Annotated in this window: 18 protein-coding genes; 11 read left to right on the plus strand and 7 right to left on the minus strand. The window is 72.0% G+C overall.

Features of this window, described 5'->3' with window-relative positions; genetic code table 11:
• The first annotated feature begins 2 nt into the window (after nucleotides 1-2).
• Nucleotides 3-239 carry a DUF6213 family protein gene (locus BU52_RS16735; protein ID WP_037934835.1) on the plus strand — a complete coding sequence of 79 codons (237 nt, stop codon included), beginning with the start codon at nucleotides 3-5 and terminating at the stop codon, nucleotides 237-239.
• A gap of 159 nt (nucleotides 240-398) precedes the next feature.
• Nucleotides 399-1,262 carry an RICIN domain-containing protein gene (locus tag BU52_RS32815; protein ID WP_051858316.1) on the plus strand — a complete coding sequence of 288 codons (864 nt, stop codon included), beginning with the start codon at nucleotides 399-401 and terminating at the stop codon, nucleotides 1,260-1,262.
• Here BU52_RS32815 and BU52_RS16745 read toward each other — a convergent pair.
• Complete coding sequence (locus tag BU52_RS16745) at nucleotides 1,249-1,929, minus strand: transcriptional regulator (RefSeq protein WP_037935190.1); 681 nt, start codon at nucleotides 1,927-1,929, stop codon at nucleotides 1,249-1,251. The genes BU52_RS32815 and BU52_RS16745 overlap by 14 nt on opposite strands.
• A 101-nt stretch (nucleotides 1,930-2,030) precedes the next feature.
• Nucleotides 2,031-3,257: an acyl-CoA dehydrogenase family protein gene (locus tag BU52_RS16750; protein ID WP_037934839.1), complete on the minus strand. Its 1,227-nt coding sequence runs from the start codon at nucleotides 3,255-3,257 to the stop codon at nucleotides 2,031-2,033.
• 172 nt (nucleotides 3,258-3,429) lie between these two features.
• Here BU52_RS16750 and BU52_RS16755 point away from each other — a divergent pair, with 172 nt between their 5' ends.
• A complete protein-coding gene (locus BU52_RS16755; protein WP_037934842.1) occupies nucleotides 3,430-4,071 on the plus strand; it encodes a TetR family transcriptional regulator in 642 nt (213 codons plus the stop codon).
• A gap of 29 nt (nucleotides 4,072-4,100) precedes the next feature.
• Here BU52_RS16755 and def read toward each other — a convergent pair whose 3' ends face one another.
• Nucleotides 4,101-4,646, minus strand: a complete 546-nt coding sequence (def, locus tag BU52_RS16760; protein WP_037934844.1) for a peptide deformylase — start codon at nucleotides 4,644-4,646, stop codon at nucleotides 4,101-4,103.
• 146 nt (nucleotides 4,647-4,792) lie between these two features.
• Here def and BU52_RS16765 point away from each other — a divergent pair, with 146 nt between their 5' ends.
• The 5 genes from BU52_RS16765 to BU52_RS34840 all read left to right on the plus strand — a co-directional run bounded on the left by BU52_RS16765 (nucleotide 4,793) and on the right by BU52_RS34840 (nucleotide 9,404).
• The gene (locus BU52_RS16765; RefSeq protein WP_037934847.1) at nucleotides 4,793-6,031 is read left to right on the plus strand and encodes a Mur ligase family protein; all 1,239 of its coding nucleotides are present in this window, start codon (nucleotides 4,793-4,795) and stop codon (nucleotides 6,029-6,031) included.
• A 24-nt stretch (nucleotides 6,032-6,055) separates the two neighbouring features.
• Nucleotides 6,056-6,784: a type 1 glutamine amidotransferase gene (locus BU52_RS16770; protein WP_037934852.1), complete on the plus strand. Its 729-nt coding sequence runs from the start codon at nucleotides 6,056-6,058 to the stop codon at nucleotides 6,782-6,784.
• 212 nt (nucleotides 6,785-6,996) lie between these two features.
• On the plus strand, nucleotides 6,997-8,022 hold the full coding sequence (locus BU52_RS16775) for a 6-phosphofructokinase (protein WP_037934853.1): 1,026 nt from the start codon (nucleotides 6,997-6,999) through the stop codon (nucleotides 8,020-8,022).
• A 201-nt stretch (nucleotides 8,023-8,223) separates the two neighbouring features.
• Nucleotides 8,224-9,174: a cytochrome c oxidase assembly protein gene (locus BU52_RS16780; RefSeq protein WP_037934854.1), complete on the plus strand. Its 951-nt coding sequence runs from the start codon at nucleotides 8,224-8,226 to the stop codon at nucleotides 9,172-9,174.
• A gap of 53 nt (nucleotides 9,175-9,227) precedes the next feature.
• The gene (locus tag BU52_RS34840; protein WP_037934856.1) at nucleotides 9,228-9,404 is read left to right on the plus strand and encodes a membrane protein; all 177 of its coding nucleotides are present in this window, start codon (nucleotides 9,228-9,230) and stop codon (nucleotides 9,402-9,404) included.
• Nucleotides 9,405-9,427: 23 nt separating this feature from the next.
• On the opposite strand, the gene BU52_RS16790 is transcribed toward BU52_RS34840, so the two are convergent.
• Genes BU52_RS16790 through BU52_RS16805 form a run of 4 tightly spaced genes read right to left on the minus strand, consistent with a single transcriptional unit; the run spans nucleotide 9,428 to nucleotide 13,490 of the window.
• A complete protein-coding gene (locus BU52_RS16790) occupies nucleotides 9,428-10,633 on the minus strand; it encodes a sensor histidine kinase (RefSeq protein WP_037934858.1) in 1,206 nt (401 codons plus the stop codon).
• Nucleotides 10,630-12,342: a sodium/solute symporter gene (locus BU52_RS16795; RefSeq protein WP_037934865.1), complete on the minus strand. Its 1,713-nt coding sequence runs from the start codon at nucleotides 12,340-12,342 to the stop codon at nucleotides 10,630-10,632. The genes BU52_RS16790 and BU52_RS16795 overlap by 4 nt, the downstream gene beginning before the upstream one ends.
• Nucleotides 12,343-12,362: 20 nt before the next feature.
• Nucleotides 12,363-12,719 (minus strand): hypothetical protein, encoded by a 357-nt coding sequence (locus tag BU52_RS16800; RefSeq protein WP_037934870.1) that lies wholly within the window; start codon nucleotides 12,717-12,719, stop codon nucleotides 12,363-12,365.
• Between the two features lie 15 nt (nucleotides 12,720-12,734).
• On the minus strand, nucleotides 12,735-13,490 hold the full coding sequence (locus BU52_RS16805) for a LytR/AlgR family response regulator transcription factor (RefSeq protein WP_037934873.1): 756 nt from the start codon (nucleotides 13,488-13,490) through the stop codon (nucleotides 12,735-12,737).
• A 121-nt stretch (nucleotides 13,491-13,611) separates the two neighbouring features.
• Here BU52_RS16805 and BU52_RS16810 point away from each other — a divergent pair, with 121 nt between their 5' ends.
• From BU52_RS16810 to rocD, 3 genes are all read left to right on the plus strand, one after another.
• Entirely contained in the window at nucleotides 13,612-14,115 is a 504-nt protein-coding gene (locus tag BU52_RS16810; protein WP_037934878.1) for an Lrp/AsnC family transcriptional regulator, read from the plus strand.
• Between the two features lie 124 nt (nucleotides 14,116-14,239).
• Nucleotides 14,240-15,052: a dimethylargininase gene (ddaH, locus tag BU52_RS16815; protein WP_078903287.1), complete on the plus strand. Its 813-nt coding sequence runs from the start codon at nucleotides 14,240-14,242 to the stop codon at nucleotides 15,050-15,052.
• On the plus strand, nucleotides 15,049-16,275 hold the full coding sequence (gene rocD, locus BU52_RS16820; RefSeq protein ID WP_037934885.1) for an ornithine--oxo-acid transaminase: 1,227 nt from the start codon (nucleotides 15,049-15,051) through the stop codon (nucleotides 16,273-16,275). Before ddaH ends, rocD begins: the two co-directional genes overlap by 4 nt.
• The last annotated feature ends 89 nt before the right edge of the window (nucleotides 16,276-16,364 follow it).

Consider the following 16,364-nt stretch of genomic DNA (forward strand, 5'->3'; position numbering starts at 1 on the left):
CTGTGAACCGCGAAGTGACTCTTCCTCTGATCGTCGACGACCGCGGGACCTTGCAGGTTGCCGCCGCCGATGTCAGCAGACTGCTGCGCACGGTGGGTGGGCGGTGGGTCCGGCTCGTCGAGGCCGGGGAGGACGGGCTCGACGAGGACACGGTCGCCGCGCTGACGATCGAGCTGGCGAAGCTGGCCGACCGGATCGACGTGGCGTGCATCGCCCACAGCAGCGGGAGCGCGCCGTAGGTCCCGCTGTTCTCCGGGCCGCCCGCGTCCCCGTCCGGCCGGCACCGGAAGAGGGGATGTGACGTCATCCTTACGCCGGCGCCGGAGAGGCTGACGGGGGACGTCCGGGTGGTGTGAACTCCTGAGCGACCGAGTGATCGATCGTGCGATGGAGTAGTGATGAGACGGAACCGTTCCGCGTCCGCCGCGGCCACGGGCCTTGCCGCCGCCTGCCTTGGCCTCGGCCTTCCCGCCACAGCGTGGGCCGCCACACCCGACGTCCCCGAGGCGTTGCGGATCTCCACCAGTGCCTACGCGGGCTTCCAGCAGTGCGGCGCCGCGACCCCGCCGACGTTCAGCACCACCAACAGTTCCGCCCCGTTGTTCGCCGCCTCGGTCAAGGGCCTCGATCCCCAGCCCGGGCTGGACGGGACGATGGAGCTCGCACGCCTCGGCGAACAGCCGTTCCGCACCTTCCGGACGGACACCGGGGCCGGTTACGTATGGGCCCTGCAGATTCCCACCAGCACGTTCAGCCCGGGTGACTACCAGTGGCGGATCCGCGCCGAGGGCGCCGACGGCCCGTCCGACTGGTCCGCCTGGTGCACGTTCACCGTGACCGGCCCGGAGCCCACGCCCACGGAGTCCACCTACAGCCCCGACGGCGGCGAGCACTGTCTGGACGTGAGCGGCGCCGGCACGGAGGACGCCACGAGGGTGCAGCTGTGGGACTGCAACGGCTCCCTGGGCCAGACCTGGAGGACCACGCCCGAGGGCACCCTGGTGAACCCGAACTCGGGCAAGTGCCTGGACGTGGCCGACGGGGGAACAGCCAACGGCACCGGCGTGCAGATCTACACCTGCAACGGCACCGGCGCCCAGCAGTGGCGCTACGACCAGACAGTCCCGGCCGCCTTCGTCAACCCCCGGTCCGGCAAGTGTCTGGACGTGCCCTACGGAAACTTCACCAACGGCGTCCAGCTCCAGATCCACGAGTGCAACGGCACCGACGCCCAGGTCTGGAAGGAACTCACTCCTGTCTGACCGGGGCGGCCGAAGAGCACAGGGTCTCCCAGAACATGGCCTCGTAGCTCTGCAGGAGACGCCCGTGACGGCGTGCGTGGTGCTCGTCCAGGCTGCCCGCGTCCATGGCGGCCCTGACCGCCGCCAGGGCCGTGCGGTCGAGGTCGGGAGCCGGTTCGGCGAAGAAGTCGAAGAAGGCGCAGGCCTCGTCGGTGAAGCCGTAGTGGGCGCGCAGGGCCTTGGCAATCGTGGCGCAGTAGCCGCCCCAGGCGGAGAAGTTGGCCGTCACGGCGAGGACGGCGTCGGCCGGTGCGGCGTTCAGGGCCAGCCAGGCGACGTGGGCCGGGTAGGCCTGACACCCCGGCAGGGCCTCGTACGCGTCCGCCCGGGCCGCGTCGACACCGCAGGCGGCGGCGAACGGCTCGAGGTGCTCCCCGGCGAGTGCCTCGCCCTCCGCGAGCGCGGTGAAGAACGCGGCGGAGTCCGGTTCGGCCGCGGACCTGTCCGCCAGGTGCTGGAACGCGCGGCGGTCCGCGGGGATCACCAGGCGCTGCTCCAGGGCCAGCGCGGCCAGGACGCCCCGGTCCGCCTCGCCGCGGGCGATCAGCGGCACGAGGGGGTTGGCGCGCGGGTCCGGCGCCAGTTCGCGGATGGTGATCTCCATCAGGTCCCGGGCCGTGCGTGTCATCGCGTCCTCCCTCGCGTCGGTCACCCACGAGCGTTCCCCGGGAGCGGGGCGGGGACAACCCGGCGGTGCCGCCGCACCGCCGGGTCGTCCGCGCGGCGGGGTCAGCGGATGGGCATGCCCGACAGGGTGCGGGCGATCACCAGGCGCTGGATCTCACTCGTGCCCTCGAAGATGGTGTAGATGGCGGCGTCGCGGTGCATCCGCTCGACCGGGTACTCGCGCGTGTAGCCGTTGCCGCCGAGGATCTGGATCGCCTGGGCGGTGACCTTCTTGGCCGTCTCGCTGGCGAACAGCTTGGACATCGAGCCCTCGGCCGCCGTGAACGGCTTGCCGTTGACCGCCATCCAGGAGGCACGCCACACGAGGAGCCGGGCGGCGTCGATCTGGGTGCGCATGTCGGCGAGCTGGAAGGCGACGCCCTGGTTGTCGATGATCGGGCGGCCGAACTGCTCGCGCGTGGTGGCGTACTCCAGGGCGACCTCGTACGCCGCGCGGGCGGTGCCCACCGCCATGGCGCCGACGGCCGGGCGGGACGCCTCGAACGTCGCCATGGCGGCGTTCCTGACGCGCTCTCCGCCCTTCTTCGCCTTCTCACGGGCGCGGGCGAGACGCTCGTCCAGCTTCTCCTTGCCGCCGAGCAGGCAGGAGCCGGGGACGCGCACGTTGTCCAGGATGACCTCGGCGGTGTGCGAGGCCCGGATGCCGTGCTTCTTGAACTTCTGCCCCTGGGAGCAGCCGGGGGTGCCCGGCGGGATGATGAAGGAGGCGTGGCCCTTGGAGCCGAGGTCCGGGTCGACGACCGCGACGACGACGTGGACGTTGGCGATGCCGCCGTTCGTGGCCCAGGTCTTGGTGCCGTTGATGACCCACTCGTCCTTGGCCTCGTCGTAGACGGCGCGGGTGCGCATGGAGGCCACGTCGGAGCCGGCGTCGGGCTCGGAGGAGCAGAAGGCGGCGACCTTGACGTCATTGGCGTCGCCGTACATCTGGGGGATCCAGGTGCCGATCTGCTCATCGGTGCCGTTGGCGAGGACGCCGACGGCGGCGAGGCCGGTACCGACGATCGACAGGGCGATGCCCGCGTCACCCCAGAACAGCTCCTCCATGGCCATGGGAATGCCGAGGCCGCTTGCGTCGAAGTACTGCTGGGCGTAGAAGTCCAGGGAGTAGATGCCGACCTTGGCGGCCTCCTGGATGACCGGCCAGGGAGTCTCCTCACGCTCGTCCCATTCGGCGGCCGCGGGGCGGATCACATCGGCGGCGAAGCCGTGCAGCCAGTCGCGGACCTCCTTCTGTTCGTCGTTGAGCTCCATGGTGAACTCGGCCATGACCCCTCCAGCGGCGGCGCACGTGCATGTTACTTGCGGTAACCCCGAGTCTGTTACTGGTCGGTAGGAAAAGTCAACTCCCCAGGACCTGTCGTATCCCGTTCGATGGCCGTGAGGCCTTCAGTGTTAGTTTGCGCAGGCGTCACGGAATCAGCACGGGTGGGGAGAGCTCATGGACACCACACAGCGGACCGATCAGCAGCGCGCCGCCGACCGGCGTCGGCGCGAGCTCCTGGAGGCCGCCGACCGAGTGGTGCTGCGCGACGGCCCCGGGGCCTCGATGAACGCGATCGCCGCCGAGGCCGGCATCACCAAACCGATTCTCTACCGGCACTTCGGTGACAAGGGAGGACTCTACGCCGCTCTGGCCATGCGGCACACCGACGCGCTGCTCGACTCGCTGCGGGCGGCGCTCGACGCCCCGGCGGACCGGCGCGAGCGGGTCGAGGCCACGCTGGACACCTACCTGTCGGCGATCGAGGCACGCCCGCAGGTGTACCGGTTCCTGATGCACCCGGCGGAGGGCTCGCAGAGCGACCAGGGCTTCGACACCGGCAAGCACTCGGCACCGCTGCTGCGGCGGATGGGCGAGGAGCTGGCGCAGGTGATCGAGGAGCGGCTGGACCTCGGGCCGGGCAGCCAGCAGCTGGCCCGGGTGTGGGGGCACGGCATCGTCGGGATGATGCACGCGGCCGGTGACTGGTGGCTCGGCGAGCGGCCCTGCTCCCGCGCGGAACTGGTGCGCAGCCTGGCGGACCTGCTGTGGGGGCGTCTCGCGGCGGCGGGCGACAAGGTCGGCGGCCCGGGGTTCTGAGCCCGCGCCGGCCGCCTCCCCCGGGCCCCTCAGTCCGGCCGGTTCCAGGAAGCCCGCCTCACCTGCCGCATCAGCCGCCGGTGCCGCCACCCCGTCAGGCGGTCCGCGTAGATCCGGCCCTCCAGGTGGTCGCACTCGTGCTGCAGGCACCGGGCGAAGAATCCGGTGCCGTGGACGGTGACCGGCTCGCCGGTCACCGTGAAACCCTCGACGACCGCGTGGTCGTGGCGCTCCGTCCCCGCCTCCAGGCCGGGCAGCGACAGACAGCCCTCCGGGCCGCGCAGCACCAGCCCGTCCGTCTCGATCAGCCGCGGGTTCACCACGTGACCCCGGTGCCGGACGTCCTCGTCGTCCGGGCAGTCGTAGACGAACACCCGCAGCGGCTCGCCGATCTGGTTGGCGGCCAGGCCCACGCCCCGGGCCGCGTACATCGTCGCGAACAAGTCCTCCACCAGGCGGGCCAGTTCCGGGCCGAAGCCGGTGACCTCCCGGCAGGGCCCGTGCAGCACCGGGTCGCCGAGCAGGGTGAGGGGCCGTACGCGTCCGTGGACGCCGGGGATGGAGCCGTGTCGCATGGCGGCAAGAGTACGGTCCTTGCAGCATCGCCCGTCTCACGATGGTGCCGCGGTTCTGGAGTGCGAATGGATCTCGATAGGCTGAGGTCTCACCACGTGGCCGTCAGGCACAGACGCGGCGCGTACGCAAGGAGGATCGAGAACTGATGGCAGGCAACTCGGACCCGCTCACGCCGCGGGCCAAGCTGGCCGTGACCGCGGGCAAGGCGGTCGCGGCGGCATCCCGCGCCGCCGGGCGCGGCAGCGGTTCGGTGATCGGCGGCCGGGTGGCACTCAAGCTCGACCCCGATCTCCTGGCCCGGCTCGCGCAGAACCTGGACTGCGTCCTGGTCTCGGCGACCAACGGCAAGACCACCACCACCCGGCTCATCGCCGAGGCGCTGCGCGCCGCGGGACCGGTCGTGTCCAACGCGCTCGGCGCCAACATGCCGGCCGGCATCACCTCCGCGCTGGCGGGCGGCTCGGACGCGAAGTTCGGCGTCATCGAGGTCGACGAGAAGTACCTCGCCGGCGTGGCCCGGGACACCGACCCGAAGTGCATCGCGCTGCTCAACCTCTCCCGTGACCAGCTCGACCGCGCCGCCGAGACCCGGATGCTCGCGGAGAACTGGCGCGAGGGTCTGGCCGGTTCCAAGGCCGTCATCGTCGCGAACGCCGACGACCCGCTGGTGGTGTGGGCCGCGTCGTCCTCCCCCAACGTGATCTGGGTGGCCGCGGGACAGATGTGGAAGGACGACGCCTGGTCCTGCCCGTCCTGCGGCGGTGTGATGCAACGCCCCGGCGACGACTGGTTCTGCGGCGAGTGCGGCTTCCGCCGGCCCACCCCGAGCTGGGCGCTCTCCGGCGACCACGTGCTCGACCCGCACGGCTCCGCCTGGCCGATCCACCTGCAGCTGCCGGGCCGCGCCAACAAGGCCAACGCCGCGTCCTCGGCGGCCGTCGCCGCCGTCTTCGGGGTCCCGCCGCAGGTCGCCCTGGAGCGCATGTACCAGGTGCAGGCCGTGGCCGGGCGCTACGACGTGGTCCAGTTCGAGGGCCGGGACCTGCGTCTGCTGCTCGCCAAGAACCCCGCGGGCTGGCTCGAGACGTTCTCGCTGATCGACCCGCCGCCGACCCCGGTGATCCTGTCGGTGAACGCGCGCTCCGCCGACGGCACCGACACCTCCTGGCTGTGGGACGTCGACTACACGCGGCTGACGGGCCACCCGATCTGCGTCGTCGGCGACCGGAGGCTCGACCTCGCGGTGCGCCTGGAGGTCGCGAACCAGCAGTTCCAGGTGTGCGAGAACCTCGACCAGGCGGTCCAACTGTGCCCGCCGGGCCGGATCGAGGTCATCGCCAACTACACCGCGTTCCAGGACCTGCGCCGCCGCGTCGGCAACTGACCACCACACCTCAGGGGACTTGAAGTGAGCGACAACCAGCTGCGGGTCGTCTGGATCTACCCGGACCTGCTCAGCACGTACGGCGACCAGGGCAACGTGCTCGTCGTGGAGCGCCGGGCGCGGCAGCGCGGCCTGGACGTGGCACGGCTCGACGTGCGCAGCGACCAGCCGATCCCGACCTCCGGCGACATCTATCTGATCGGCGGCGGCGAGGACCGTCCGCAGCGGCTGGCCGCCGAGCGGCTGCGCCGGGACGGCGGTCTGCACCGCGCGGTCGAGAACGGCGCGATCGTGTTCTCGGTGTGCGCCGGCTACCAGATCCTCGGCCACGAGTTCATCAACGACCTCGGCCAGCGCGAGCCCGGCCTGGGACTGCTCGACGTGGTCTCGGTCCGCGGTGAGGGCGCCCGCTGCGTGGGCGACGTCCTGGCGGACATCCATCCGCAGCTGGGGCTGCCCCCGCTGACCGGGTTCGAGAACCACCAGGGCGTCACCCACCTGGGCCCCACGGCCCGCCCGCTCGCCCAGGTCCGCTTCGGCAACGGCAACGGCACCGGGGACGGCACGGAGGGCGCGTTCAACGAGACCGTCTTCGGCACGTACATGCACGGTCCCGTGCTGGCCCGCAACCCGCAGATCGCGGACCTGCTGCTGAAGCTGGCACTCGACGTCAACGCGCTGCCGCCGACCGACGACCACTGGTACGAGGCGCTGCGCAGCGAGCGCATCGCGGCGGCGCAGCAGCCCGCCTGAACCGGCCGCGGACCCGCGCCCGCGCCCCTTGCGCACCAGGGCGCGGACGGGTCCCGCCGGCCCGTCTGACGGCTGCTCCGCACAGGTGAGCGGGGTCGTCCAGCAGGCGGACGCGAGGTGCGGCCCCGCCCCCCGATGCCGCTAGGGTGGCGGGGATCGAGCCGGACAGCGCGGTCCGGTCCCGGCCCTCATCGAGAAGGTTGTTTCGGGCTATGCGCATTGGTGTCCTCACGTCCGGTGGCGACTGCCCCGGCCTGAACGCCGTCATCCGGTCCGTCGTGCACCGCGCCGTCGTCGACCACGGCGACGAGGTCATCGGCTTCCGCGACGGGTGGAAGGGCCTCCTGGAGTGCGACTACCTCAAGCTCGACCTCGACGCGGTGAGCGGCATCCTCGCCCGCGGCGGCACCATCCTCGGCTCCTCCCGGGTGCGCCCCGAGCATCTGCGGGACGGTGTGGAGCGGGCCAGGGGGCACGTCCGGGACCTGGGCCTGGACGCCATCATCCCGATCGGCGGTGAGGGCACGCTCAAGGCCGCCCGGCTGCTGTCCGACAACGGCCTGCCGATAGTCGGTGTGCCGAAGACCATCGACAACGACATCGCCGTCACCGACGTCACCTTCGGGTTCGACACCGCCGTCGGGGTGGCGACCGAGGCCCTGGACCGGCTGAAGACCACCGCCGAGTCCCATCAGCGCGTGCTGATCGTGGAGGTCATGGGCCGGCACACGGGCTGGATCGCGCTGCACTCCGGCATGGCGGCCGGCGCGCACGCCATCGTCGTGCCCGAGCGGCCCTTCGACATCGACGAGCTGACCACGAAGGTCGGCGAGCGGTTCTCGGCCGGGAAGCGGTTCGCGATCGTGGTCGCCGCGGAAGGTGCCAAGCCGAAGGCCGGCACCATGGACTTCGACGAGGGCGGCAAGGACGTGTACGGCCACGAGCGGTTCGCCGGGATCGCCCGGCAGCTCTCCCTCGAGCTGGAGTCCCGGCTCGGGAAGGAGGCGCGGCCGGTGATCCTGGGGCACGTGCAGCGCGGCGGGACGCCGACGGCGTACGACCGGGTCCTGGCCACGCGGTTCGGGTGGCACGCGGTGGAGGCGGTGCACCGGGGCGAGTTCGGGCGGATGACCGCGCTGCGTGGTACCGACATCGTGATGGTCTCCCTCGCGGAGGCGGTCGAGACGCTGAAGACGGTGCCGGACTCCCGGTACGCGGAGGCGGAGTGCGTGCTGTGAGTGCGCTGCGCCGGTAGGAGCCCGGTCCCCCGGGTTCGTCGACGTCTGCCGTCGGCGTCCGCGGGCCGTGCGCGGGCCTGTCGCGCGGTTCCCCGCGCCCCTGAGGGTGCTCCCCGACCCCGGTCACAGGTGTGGCCGGGGCCGGCCGTACTCTGAGTGCGGACGGATCGCGTACAACCTGCACGAAACGGGAGCCGGCGGATGGATCACAGCGGGCACGGTATGACCATGGATCTGCCGCCGTTCACGCTGGGGCGGGGGCTCGCCTGGTCGGCGGACCCCTTCTTCCTCGTCGCGTGCCTGCTGGGGCTGGCGCTGTACGGCTGGGGCGTGGTCCGGCTGACGCGGCGCGGCGACAAGTGGCCGGTGGGACGGACCGTCGCGTTCGCCGCCGGTGTGCTGAGCATCGGGCTCATGATGTGCACCAAGCTGAACGACTACGGCATGGTCATGTTCAGCGTGCACATGGTGCAGCACATGGTGATCAGCATGGTGTCGCCGATCCTGATCCTCCTCGGTGCCCCGATCACCCTGGCCCTGCGGGCGCTGCCGCCGGCCGGGCGCGGCCGCAAGGGGCCGCGTGAACTGCTGCTGATGCTGCTGCACAGCCGTTACATGCGGATCATCACCCACCCGGTGTTCACCATTCCGATGTTCATCGCGAGCCTGTACGGCCTGTACTTCACCCCGCTGTTCGACTTCCTGATGGGCTCCCGGGTCGGGCACATCGCGATGATGGTGCATTTCCTCGCCGTCGGCCTGGTCTTCTTCTGGCCGATCATGGGTGTGGACCCGGGTCCGCACCGGCCGGGCTATCTGATGCGGATGCTGGAGCTGTTCGCGGGCATGCCGTTCCACGCGTTCTTCGGTATCGCCCTGATGATGGCGTCGACGCCGATGGTCACGACGTTCGACAATCCGCCCGCCTCACTCGCCGTCGACGCGCTGTCCGACCAGAACGCGGCCGGCGGCATCGCCTGGGCGTTCAGCGAGGTCCCCTCCGTCCTGGTGCTGATCGCCCTGCTGTTCCAGTGGTACGCCTCCGACCAGCGGCAGGCGAAGCGCGAGGACCGCGCGGCCGACCGGGACGGCGACAAGGAGCTCGAGGCGTACAACGCCTATCTGGCCTCGCTGCACGCACACGGGAACTGAAGGCACTGATTCGGGCACCATGGGGGGAGCCGAGTCATGAGGAGGGTGTTGCGATGCCCGGTACCACGAACGGTTCCACCTCGACGAAGACCATGGGAGTGCTCACCGTGGGCGCCCTGGTCGCCGTGACGGCGTACACGGTGGCGCTCGGGAGCAACGGCTGGCTGTGGTTCGGCTGGGTCGTCCTCGGCCTGATCACGCTCGGGATGGTGGCCACCCGCAGCACCTGAGAAGCGTCCGGGGCGGCCCGGCCTCACTTCGGGGTGAGCCGCCCCGTCAGGTGGACGCCCGGCTGGTACTTCGGCAGCCGGACGGTGATCTTCATGCCGGCACCCACGGCCGTCTCGATGACGAGGCCGTGGTCGTCGCCGTAGACCTGGCGGAGCCGGTCGTCGACGTTGGACAGCCCGATGCCGCCGGTGGGGCTGGCCTCACGGGCCAGGATGCGGCGCAGCAGGCCGGGGTCCATCCCCGCGCCGTCGTCCTCGATCACCACGAGGGCCTCGGCGCCGGCGTCCTGCGCGGTGATCTGGATGTGGCACTTGTCGGCCTTGCCCTCCAGGCCGTGCTTGACGGCGTTCTCGACCAGCGGCTGGAGACAGAGGAAGGGCAGCGCGACCGGCAGCACCTCGGGGGCGATCTGCAGGGTGACGGAGAGGCGGTCGCCGAAGCGTGCCCGGACCAGTGCCAGATAGTGGTCGATGGCGTGGAGCTCGTCGGCGAGCGTGGTGAAGTCACCGTGCCGGCGGAACGAGTACCGGGTGAAGTCGGCGAACTCCAGCAGCAGCTCGCGGGCGCGCTCGGGGTCGGTGCGCACGAACGAGGCGATCACGGCCAGCGAGTTGAAGATGAAGTGGGGCGAGATCTGCGCCCGCAGGGCCCTGATCTCGGCCTCGATGAGGCGGGTGCGGGACTGGTCGAGGTCGGCCAGTTCGAGCTGGACGGACACCCACCGGGCGACCTCGCCCGCGGCCCGCACCAGGACGGCGGACTCGCGGGGCGCGCAGGCGACGAGCGCGCCGTGCACCCGGTCGTCGACGGTGAGCGGGGCGACCACGGCCCAGCGCACGGCGCAGTCGGGGGTGTCGCAGGTGAGCGGGAAGGCCTCGCCGCGGCCGGTGTCGAGAGGGCCGCTCAGGCGTTCCATGATCTCCGTGCGGTGGTGGGCGCCGGCACCGTCCCAGACGAGGACCTGTTCGCGGTCGGTGAGGCACAGGGCGTCCGTGCCCAGCAGCGAGCGCAGTTTGCGGGCGGACTTCCCGGCGGTCTCCTCCGTCAGGCCCGCGCGGAGCGGCGGTGTGGCCAGGGAGGCGGTGTGCAGGGTCTCGAAGGTGGCGTGTTCGACGGGGGTGCCGAGTCCGGCCAGGCTGGTGGGCCGCGCGGTGCGCCGGCCGAGCCAGAATCCGGCCGCCAGGAGAGGCAGCACGGCGACGAGCAGACCGGCGAGGAAGCCGCTCATGCGGACACCTCCGTGCGCAGTTCCTCGGGCAGGTGGAAGCGGGCCAGCACCGCAGCCGTCCCGGGCGGTACCCGGCCGGGCGTGGCCAGGGACACCAGGATCATGGTGAGGAAGCCCAGCGGCACCGACCACAGCGCGGGCCAGGCGAGCAGGGCGTGCCAGGGCCCCGCGCCCGGGTAGCCGGCCATGGTCGCGGCGACGGCGAGGAACGCGGAGCCGCCGCCCACCAGCATCCCGGCGGCCGCGCCCGGCGGGGTGAGCCTGCGCCACCAGATGCCGAGGACGAGCAGCGGGCAGAACGAGGACGCCGACACGGCGAAGGCCAGCCCCACGGCGTCGGCCACCGGCAGTCCGCCGACCAGGACGCTCGCGGCGAGCGGGACGGCCATCGCGAACACGGTGCCCAGCCGGAAGTGCCGCACGCCCCGAGAGGGGAGCACGTCCTGGGTGAGCACGCCCGCGACGGCCATGGTGAGTCCGGAGGCCGTCGACAGGAACGCCGCGAAGGCGCCCCCGGCGACGAGCGCGCCGAGGAGGTCGCCGCCCGTTCCGCCGATCATCCGGCCGGGCAGCAGCAGGACGGCGGCGTCCGCGTGGCCGGTGAGGGTCAGGTCGGGGGCGTACAGCCGGCCCAGGGCGCCGTAGACCGGCGGCAGCAGGTACCAGGCGCCGATCAGGCCGAGGACGGCGACGGTGGTGCGGCGGGCGGCGACGCCGTGCGGGCTGGTGTAGAAGCGGACGACGACGTGCGGCAGCCCCATGGTGCCGAAGAAGGTGGCGAGGATCAGGCCGTACGTGGCGTACAGCGGGCGTTCCTCGCGCGACTCCGCGCGGGAGGGCGACAGCGCGTCGTCGGCGCCGCGCCCGGCCGAGGGAACGGCGGTGCCCTCGGCGAAGGTGAGCCGCGTACCGCCGTCGATGCGGTGGGTGCCGGCGGGCAGGCTGACGTCGGTGCCGTCGTGCGCGCGGCCGTCGACGGTGCCGTCCACCGTCACGGTGAGGGGCTCGGCGAGCCGCAGGTCGACGGTGTCGTCGACGCGGACCACCCGCTGTTCGCGGAAGGCGGCGGGTTCGTCGAAGGCGTGGCTGGGCGCGCCGTCGCTCTGCCAGGCGAGGACGAGGAAGAGGGCGGGGACGAGCAGGGCGGTCAGTTTCAGCCAGTACTGGAAGGCCTGGACGAAGGTGATGCTGCGCATGCCGCCCGCGGCGACGATGACGGTCACCACGACGGCGACGATCACCCCACCGAGCCAGTCGGGGGCGCCGGTGAGAACGGTCAGGGTGAGCCCGGCGCCCTGGAGCTGGGGCAGCAGGTACAGCCAGCCGACGCCGACGACAAGGCCGCCCGCGAGCCGCCGCACGGCGTGCGAGGCGAGCCGGGCCTCGGCGAAGTCGGGCAGGGTGTAGGCGCCGGAGCGGCGCAGCGGGGCGGCGACGAACAGCAGCAGGACCAGATAGCCCGCGGTGTAGCCGACCGGGTACCACAGCATGTCCGGCCCCTGGACCAGGACGAGCCCCGCGATGCCGAGGAAGGAGGCGGCGGACAGGTACTCGCCGCTGATGGCGGCGGCGTTGAGGCGGGGGCCGACGGTGCGTGAGGCGACGTAGAAGTCGGAGGTGGTGCGGGATATGCGCAGGCCGAAGGCGCCGACGAGGACGGTCGCGAGGGCGACCAGCGCGACGGCGGTGACGGCGTAGGCGGAGTTCACGGTGGTGCCGGTCCCCGGTCTCAGCGGTCCTCGACGAGCCGCACGAAGTCGCGTTCGTTGCGTTCGGCGCGGCGTACGTACCAGCGGGCGAGCAGGACCAGCGGCGGGTAGAGGCCGAAGCCGAGCACCGCCCACTCCAGGCCGGCGTCGGGGGCGGCGGCGAAGACCAGCGGGAGCGGACCGACGAGCAGCACGAGCACGGCGAACACGGTGAGACCGGCGCGGAGCTGGGTGCGCATCAAGGAGCGCACGTAGGTGTGCCCGAGGGTGGTCTGCTCGTCGATCTCGGTGCGCGGGCGGTAGTAGCCGGAGGCGCGGCGGGTGCGGCGGGGCGGTCCGGTGACGACCACGCGGCGTTCCATCGGGTCCTGGGGCATGCGTGCTCCCCCTGTCTAGCTCGTGGTCCGGCGCATCAGCAGGTCCCGCAGCTCACGGGCGTGCCGTCGGCTGACCTGGAGTTCCTCGGCGCCGATCAGGACGCTCACGGTGCCCGCGCCGAGCCGGAGCTCGCCGATGTGGCGCAGGGCGACCAGGTGGCGTCGGTGGATGCGGACGAATCCGCGGGAGCGCCAGCGCTCCTCCAGCGTGGACAGCGGGATGCGCACGAGGTGGCTGCCCCGGTCGGTGTGCAGGCGGGCATAGTCGCCCTGGGCCTCGACATGGGTGATGTCGTCGACGGCCACGAACCGGGTGACGCCGCCGAGCTCGACGGCCATGTGGTCGGGATCGGGTTCGTGCACGGGGATGCGCGGGGCGGTGCCGCGCTGGGCGGCGGCGCGGCGGACGGCCTCGGCCAGCCGTTCCTTGCGGACCGGTTTGAGCACGTAGTCGACGGCCTTGAGGTCGAAGGCCTGGACGGCGAAGTCCTCGTGGGCGGTGACGAACACGACGAGCGGCGGCCGGGCGAACCCGCTGAGCAGCCGGGCGAGGTCGAGGCCGTCGAGGCCGGGCATCTGGATGTCGAGGAAGACGACGTCGATGGCCTCGGGCCCGTCGGGTCCCGATTCGAGGGCGCGGTTGATGCGGCGCAGCGCCTCGGTGGCGTCCCCCGCGCCCTCGGCGCTGCCGATGCGCGGGTCGGCGTTCAGCAGGTACAGCAGTTCCTCCAGCGAGGGACGTTCGTCGTCGACGGCGAGGGCGCGCAGCATGAAGGTGGAGTGTAGGGGTGATTTCCACGTCTGGACACGTACCGGGCGCGGCTCACCCGCCGGTGCGCCGACGGTCCCGCGGTGGCGGGGGCGAGCGGACGCCGCTGGATACAGTGCCCGCATGAACAGCAGGCCCACGGCGTTCGACGAGCTCGACCGGAAGATCGTCACCGCTCTGATGGCGAACGCCAGGACGTCCTTCGCGGAGATCGGCGCGGCCATCGGGCTGTCGTCGACCGCGGTCAAGCGCCGGGTGGACCGGTTGCGCGAGACCGGGGTGATCACCGGGTTCACGGCGACGGTGCGGCCGTCGGCGCTGGGCTGGCGCACGGAGGCGTACGTCGAGGTGTACTGCGAGGGGGCTGCGCCGCCCCGGCGGCTGGCGGAGGTGGTGCGCAACCATCCGGAGATCGCCGCCGCCATGACGGTGACCGGGGGCGCGGACGCGCTGCTGCACGTGCGGGCGCGGGACGTGGAGCACTTCGAGGAGGTGCTGGAGCGCATCCGCCAGGAGCCGTTCATCCGCAAGACGATCAGCGTGATGGTGCTGTCCCACCTGCTGCCCGACAGTCCTGAGGCGGGAGTGACCCAGCCCGCGCCGGACGGCGCATCAGACGTGCGCTGAGCGGCGTGAACACGCAGTGATCCTGCGTGAACGCGCAGCTCTCGTTCCTTGTCGTCCGTCCCGGTCGCTTCCTACCGTGGAGGCACCCCCTGTCGGCACCGCATGGAAGCGGAGGAACCCCTCTGTGCCCGGATCCCGTGTGGCGCGCCGGCGGCGATACCTCGTCTGCGAACCCAGACACTTCGCCGTCCGGTACGCGATCAACCCCTGGATGCACCCCGACCTTCCCGTCGACGTCTCCCTCGCCCAGCGCCAGTGGCGGACGCTGATCGGCGTCTACCGCGACCACGGCCATACCGTGGAGACCGTGAACCCCGAGCCCGGACTGCCCGACATGGTGTTCGCCGCGAACGCGGCGGTCGTCGTGGAGGGCCGTGTCTTCGGCTCCCTCTTCTCCGCGCCGGAGCGGCGCCCGGAGTCCGTTCCGTACGAGGCGTGGTTCAAGTCCGAGGGATTCGAGGTCCAGCATCCCGAGTCGGTGTGCGAGGGCGAGGGCGACCTGGTGCCCGCCGGGCGCTGGATCCTCGCCGGCACCGGGTTCCGCACCACCCGGGAGGCGCACCGCGAGGTGCAGGAGTTCTTCGGCGTTCCGGTGATCGGCCTGACCCTGGTCGACCCGTACTTCTACCACCTGGACACGGCGCTGTTCGTCCTGGACGACGAGAACATCGCGTACTACCCCGACGCGTTCTCACCGGGCAGCCGCGAGGTGCTCGGACGGCTGTATCCCGACGCGGTGATCGCGACGCGTGAGGACGCGATGGCGTTCGGCCTGAACTCCGTCTCCGACGGGCGCCACGTCTTCATCGCGCCGGAGGCGACGGCCCTCGCCGGCCGGCTCGCCGACCGCGGTTACGTTCCCGTCCCCGTCGACCTGTCCGAGTTCCACAAGGCGGGCGGGGGCATCAAGTGCTGCACTCAGGAGATCCGCTCATGACCTCTGTCGTCCCCGCGCGTACGTCCGCCGAGTTGATCGGCGCGGAGGAGCCGGTCCTCGCGCACAACTACCATCCGCTGCCCGTGGTCGTCTCCCGCGCGGAGGGCACCTGGGTGGAGGACGTGGAGGGCCGGCGGTACCTCGACATGCTGGCCGGCTACTCGGCGCTCAACTTCGGTCACCGGCATCCCGCGCTGATCGAGGCGGCGCACCGCCAGCTCGACCGGCTCACCCTGACCTCGCGCGCGTTCCACAACGACCGGCTCGCCGAGTTCGCGGAGCGCCTGGCCGCCCTGACCGGGCTGGACATGGTGCTGCCGATGAACACCGGTGCGGAGGCGGTGGAGAGCGGTGTGAAGGTGGCCCGCAAGTGGGCCTACGACGTGAAGGGCGTCCCGGCCGACCGGGCCACGATCGTGGTGGCCGCGGACAACTTCCACGGCCGCACGACGACGATCGTGAGCTTCTCGACGGACGAGGTGGCCCGCGCCGGGTTCGGCCCCTTCACCCCGGGCTTCCGCGTCGTCCCGTACAACGATCTCGCGGCGCTGGAGGCGGCGGTCGACGAGACGACGGCGGCGGTGCTGATCGAGCCGGTGCAGGGCGAGGCGGGTGTGATCGTCCCGGACGACGGCTACCTCGCCGGCGTGCGGGAACTGACCCGCCGCGAGGGCTGCCTGTTCGTCGCGGACGAGATCCAGTCGGGCCTCGGCCGCACGGGCCGCACCCTCGCCGTCGACCACGAGTCGGTCGTCCCGGACGTGGTCCTGCTCGGCAAGGCGCTGGGCGGCGGTATCGTCCCGGTGTCGGCGGTGGTGGCCCGGCGGGAGGTGCTGCAGGTGCTGCACCCCGGTGAGCACGGGTCGACCTTCGGCGGCAACCCGCTGGCCGCGGCGGTCGGCACGGCGGTGGTGGAACTGCTGGAGACGGGTGAGTTCCAGCGCCGGGCGGCGGACCTGGGCGAGGTGCTGCGCGAGGGCCTTCAGGCGCTGGTCGGCAAGGGCGTCGTCGGCTTCCGTTCCCGTGGCCTGTGGGCGGGCGTGGACGTGGACCCGGCGATCGGCACCGGCCGCGAGATCAGCGAGCGCCTCATGCGCGAGGGCGTCCTGGTCAAGGACACCCACGGCTCCACCATCCGGCTTGCCCCGCCCCTGACCATCACGGCGGAGGAGCTTCAGGGCGCCCTGCGCACCCTGGAGAAGGTGCTCACCGCGCACGCCTGAGACACCCGGTGCGGTGCCCGGCCGGTCCACCCGCCGGCCGGGCACCGCATCGCCCTGCCCCGCCCGGCAAGCCCTCGCTCCCCACAAGG

It is taken from the genome of Streptomyces toyocaensis, from assembly GCF_000725125.1.
Taxonomy (GTDB): Bacteria; Actinomycetota; Actinomycetes; order Streptomycetales; family Streptomycetaceae; genus Streptomyces; species Streptomyces toyocaensis.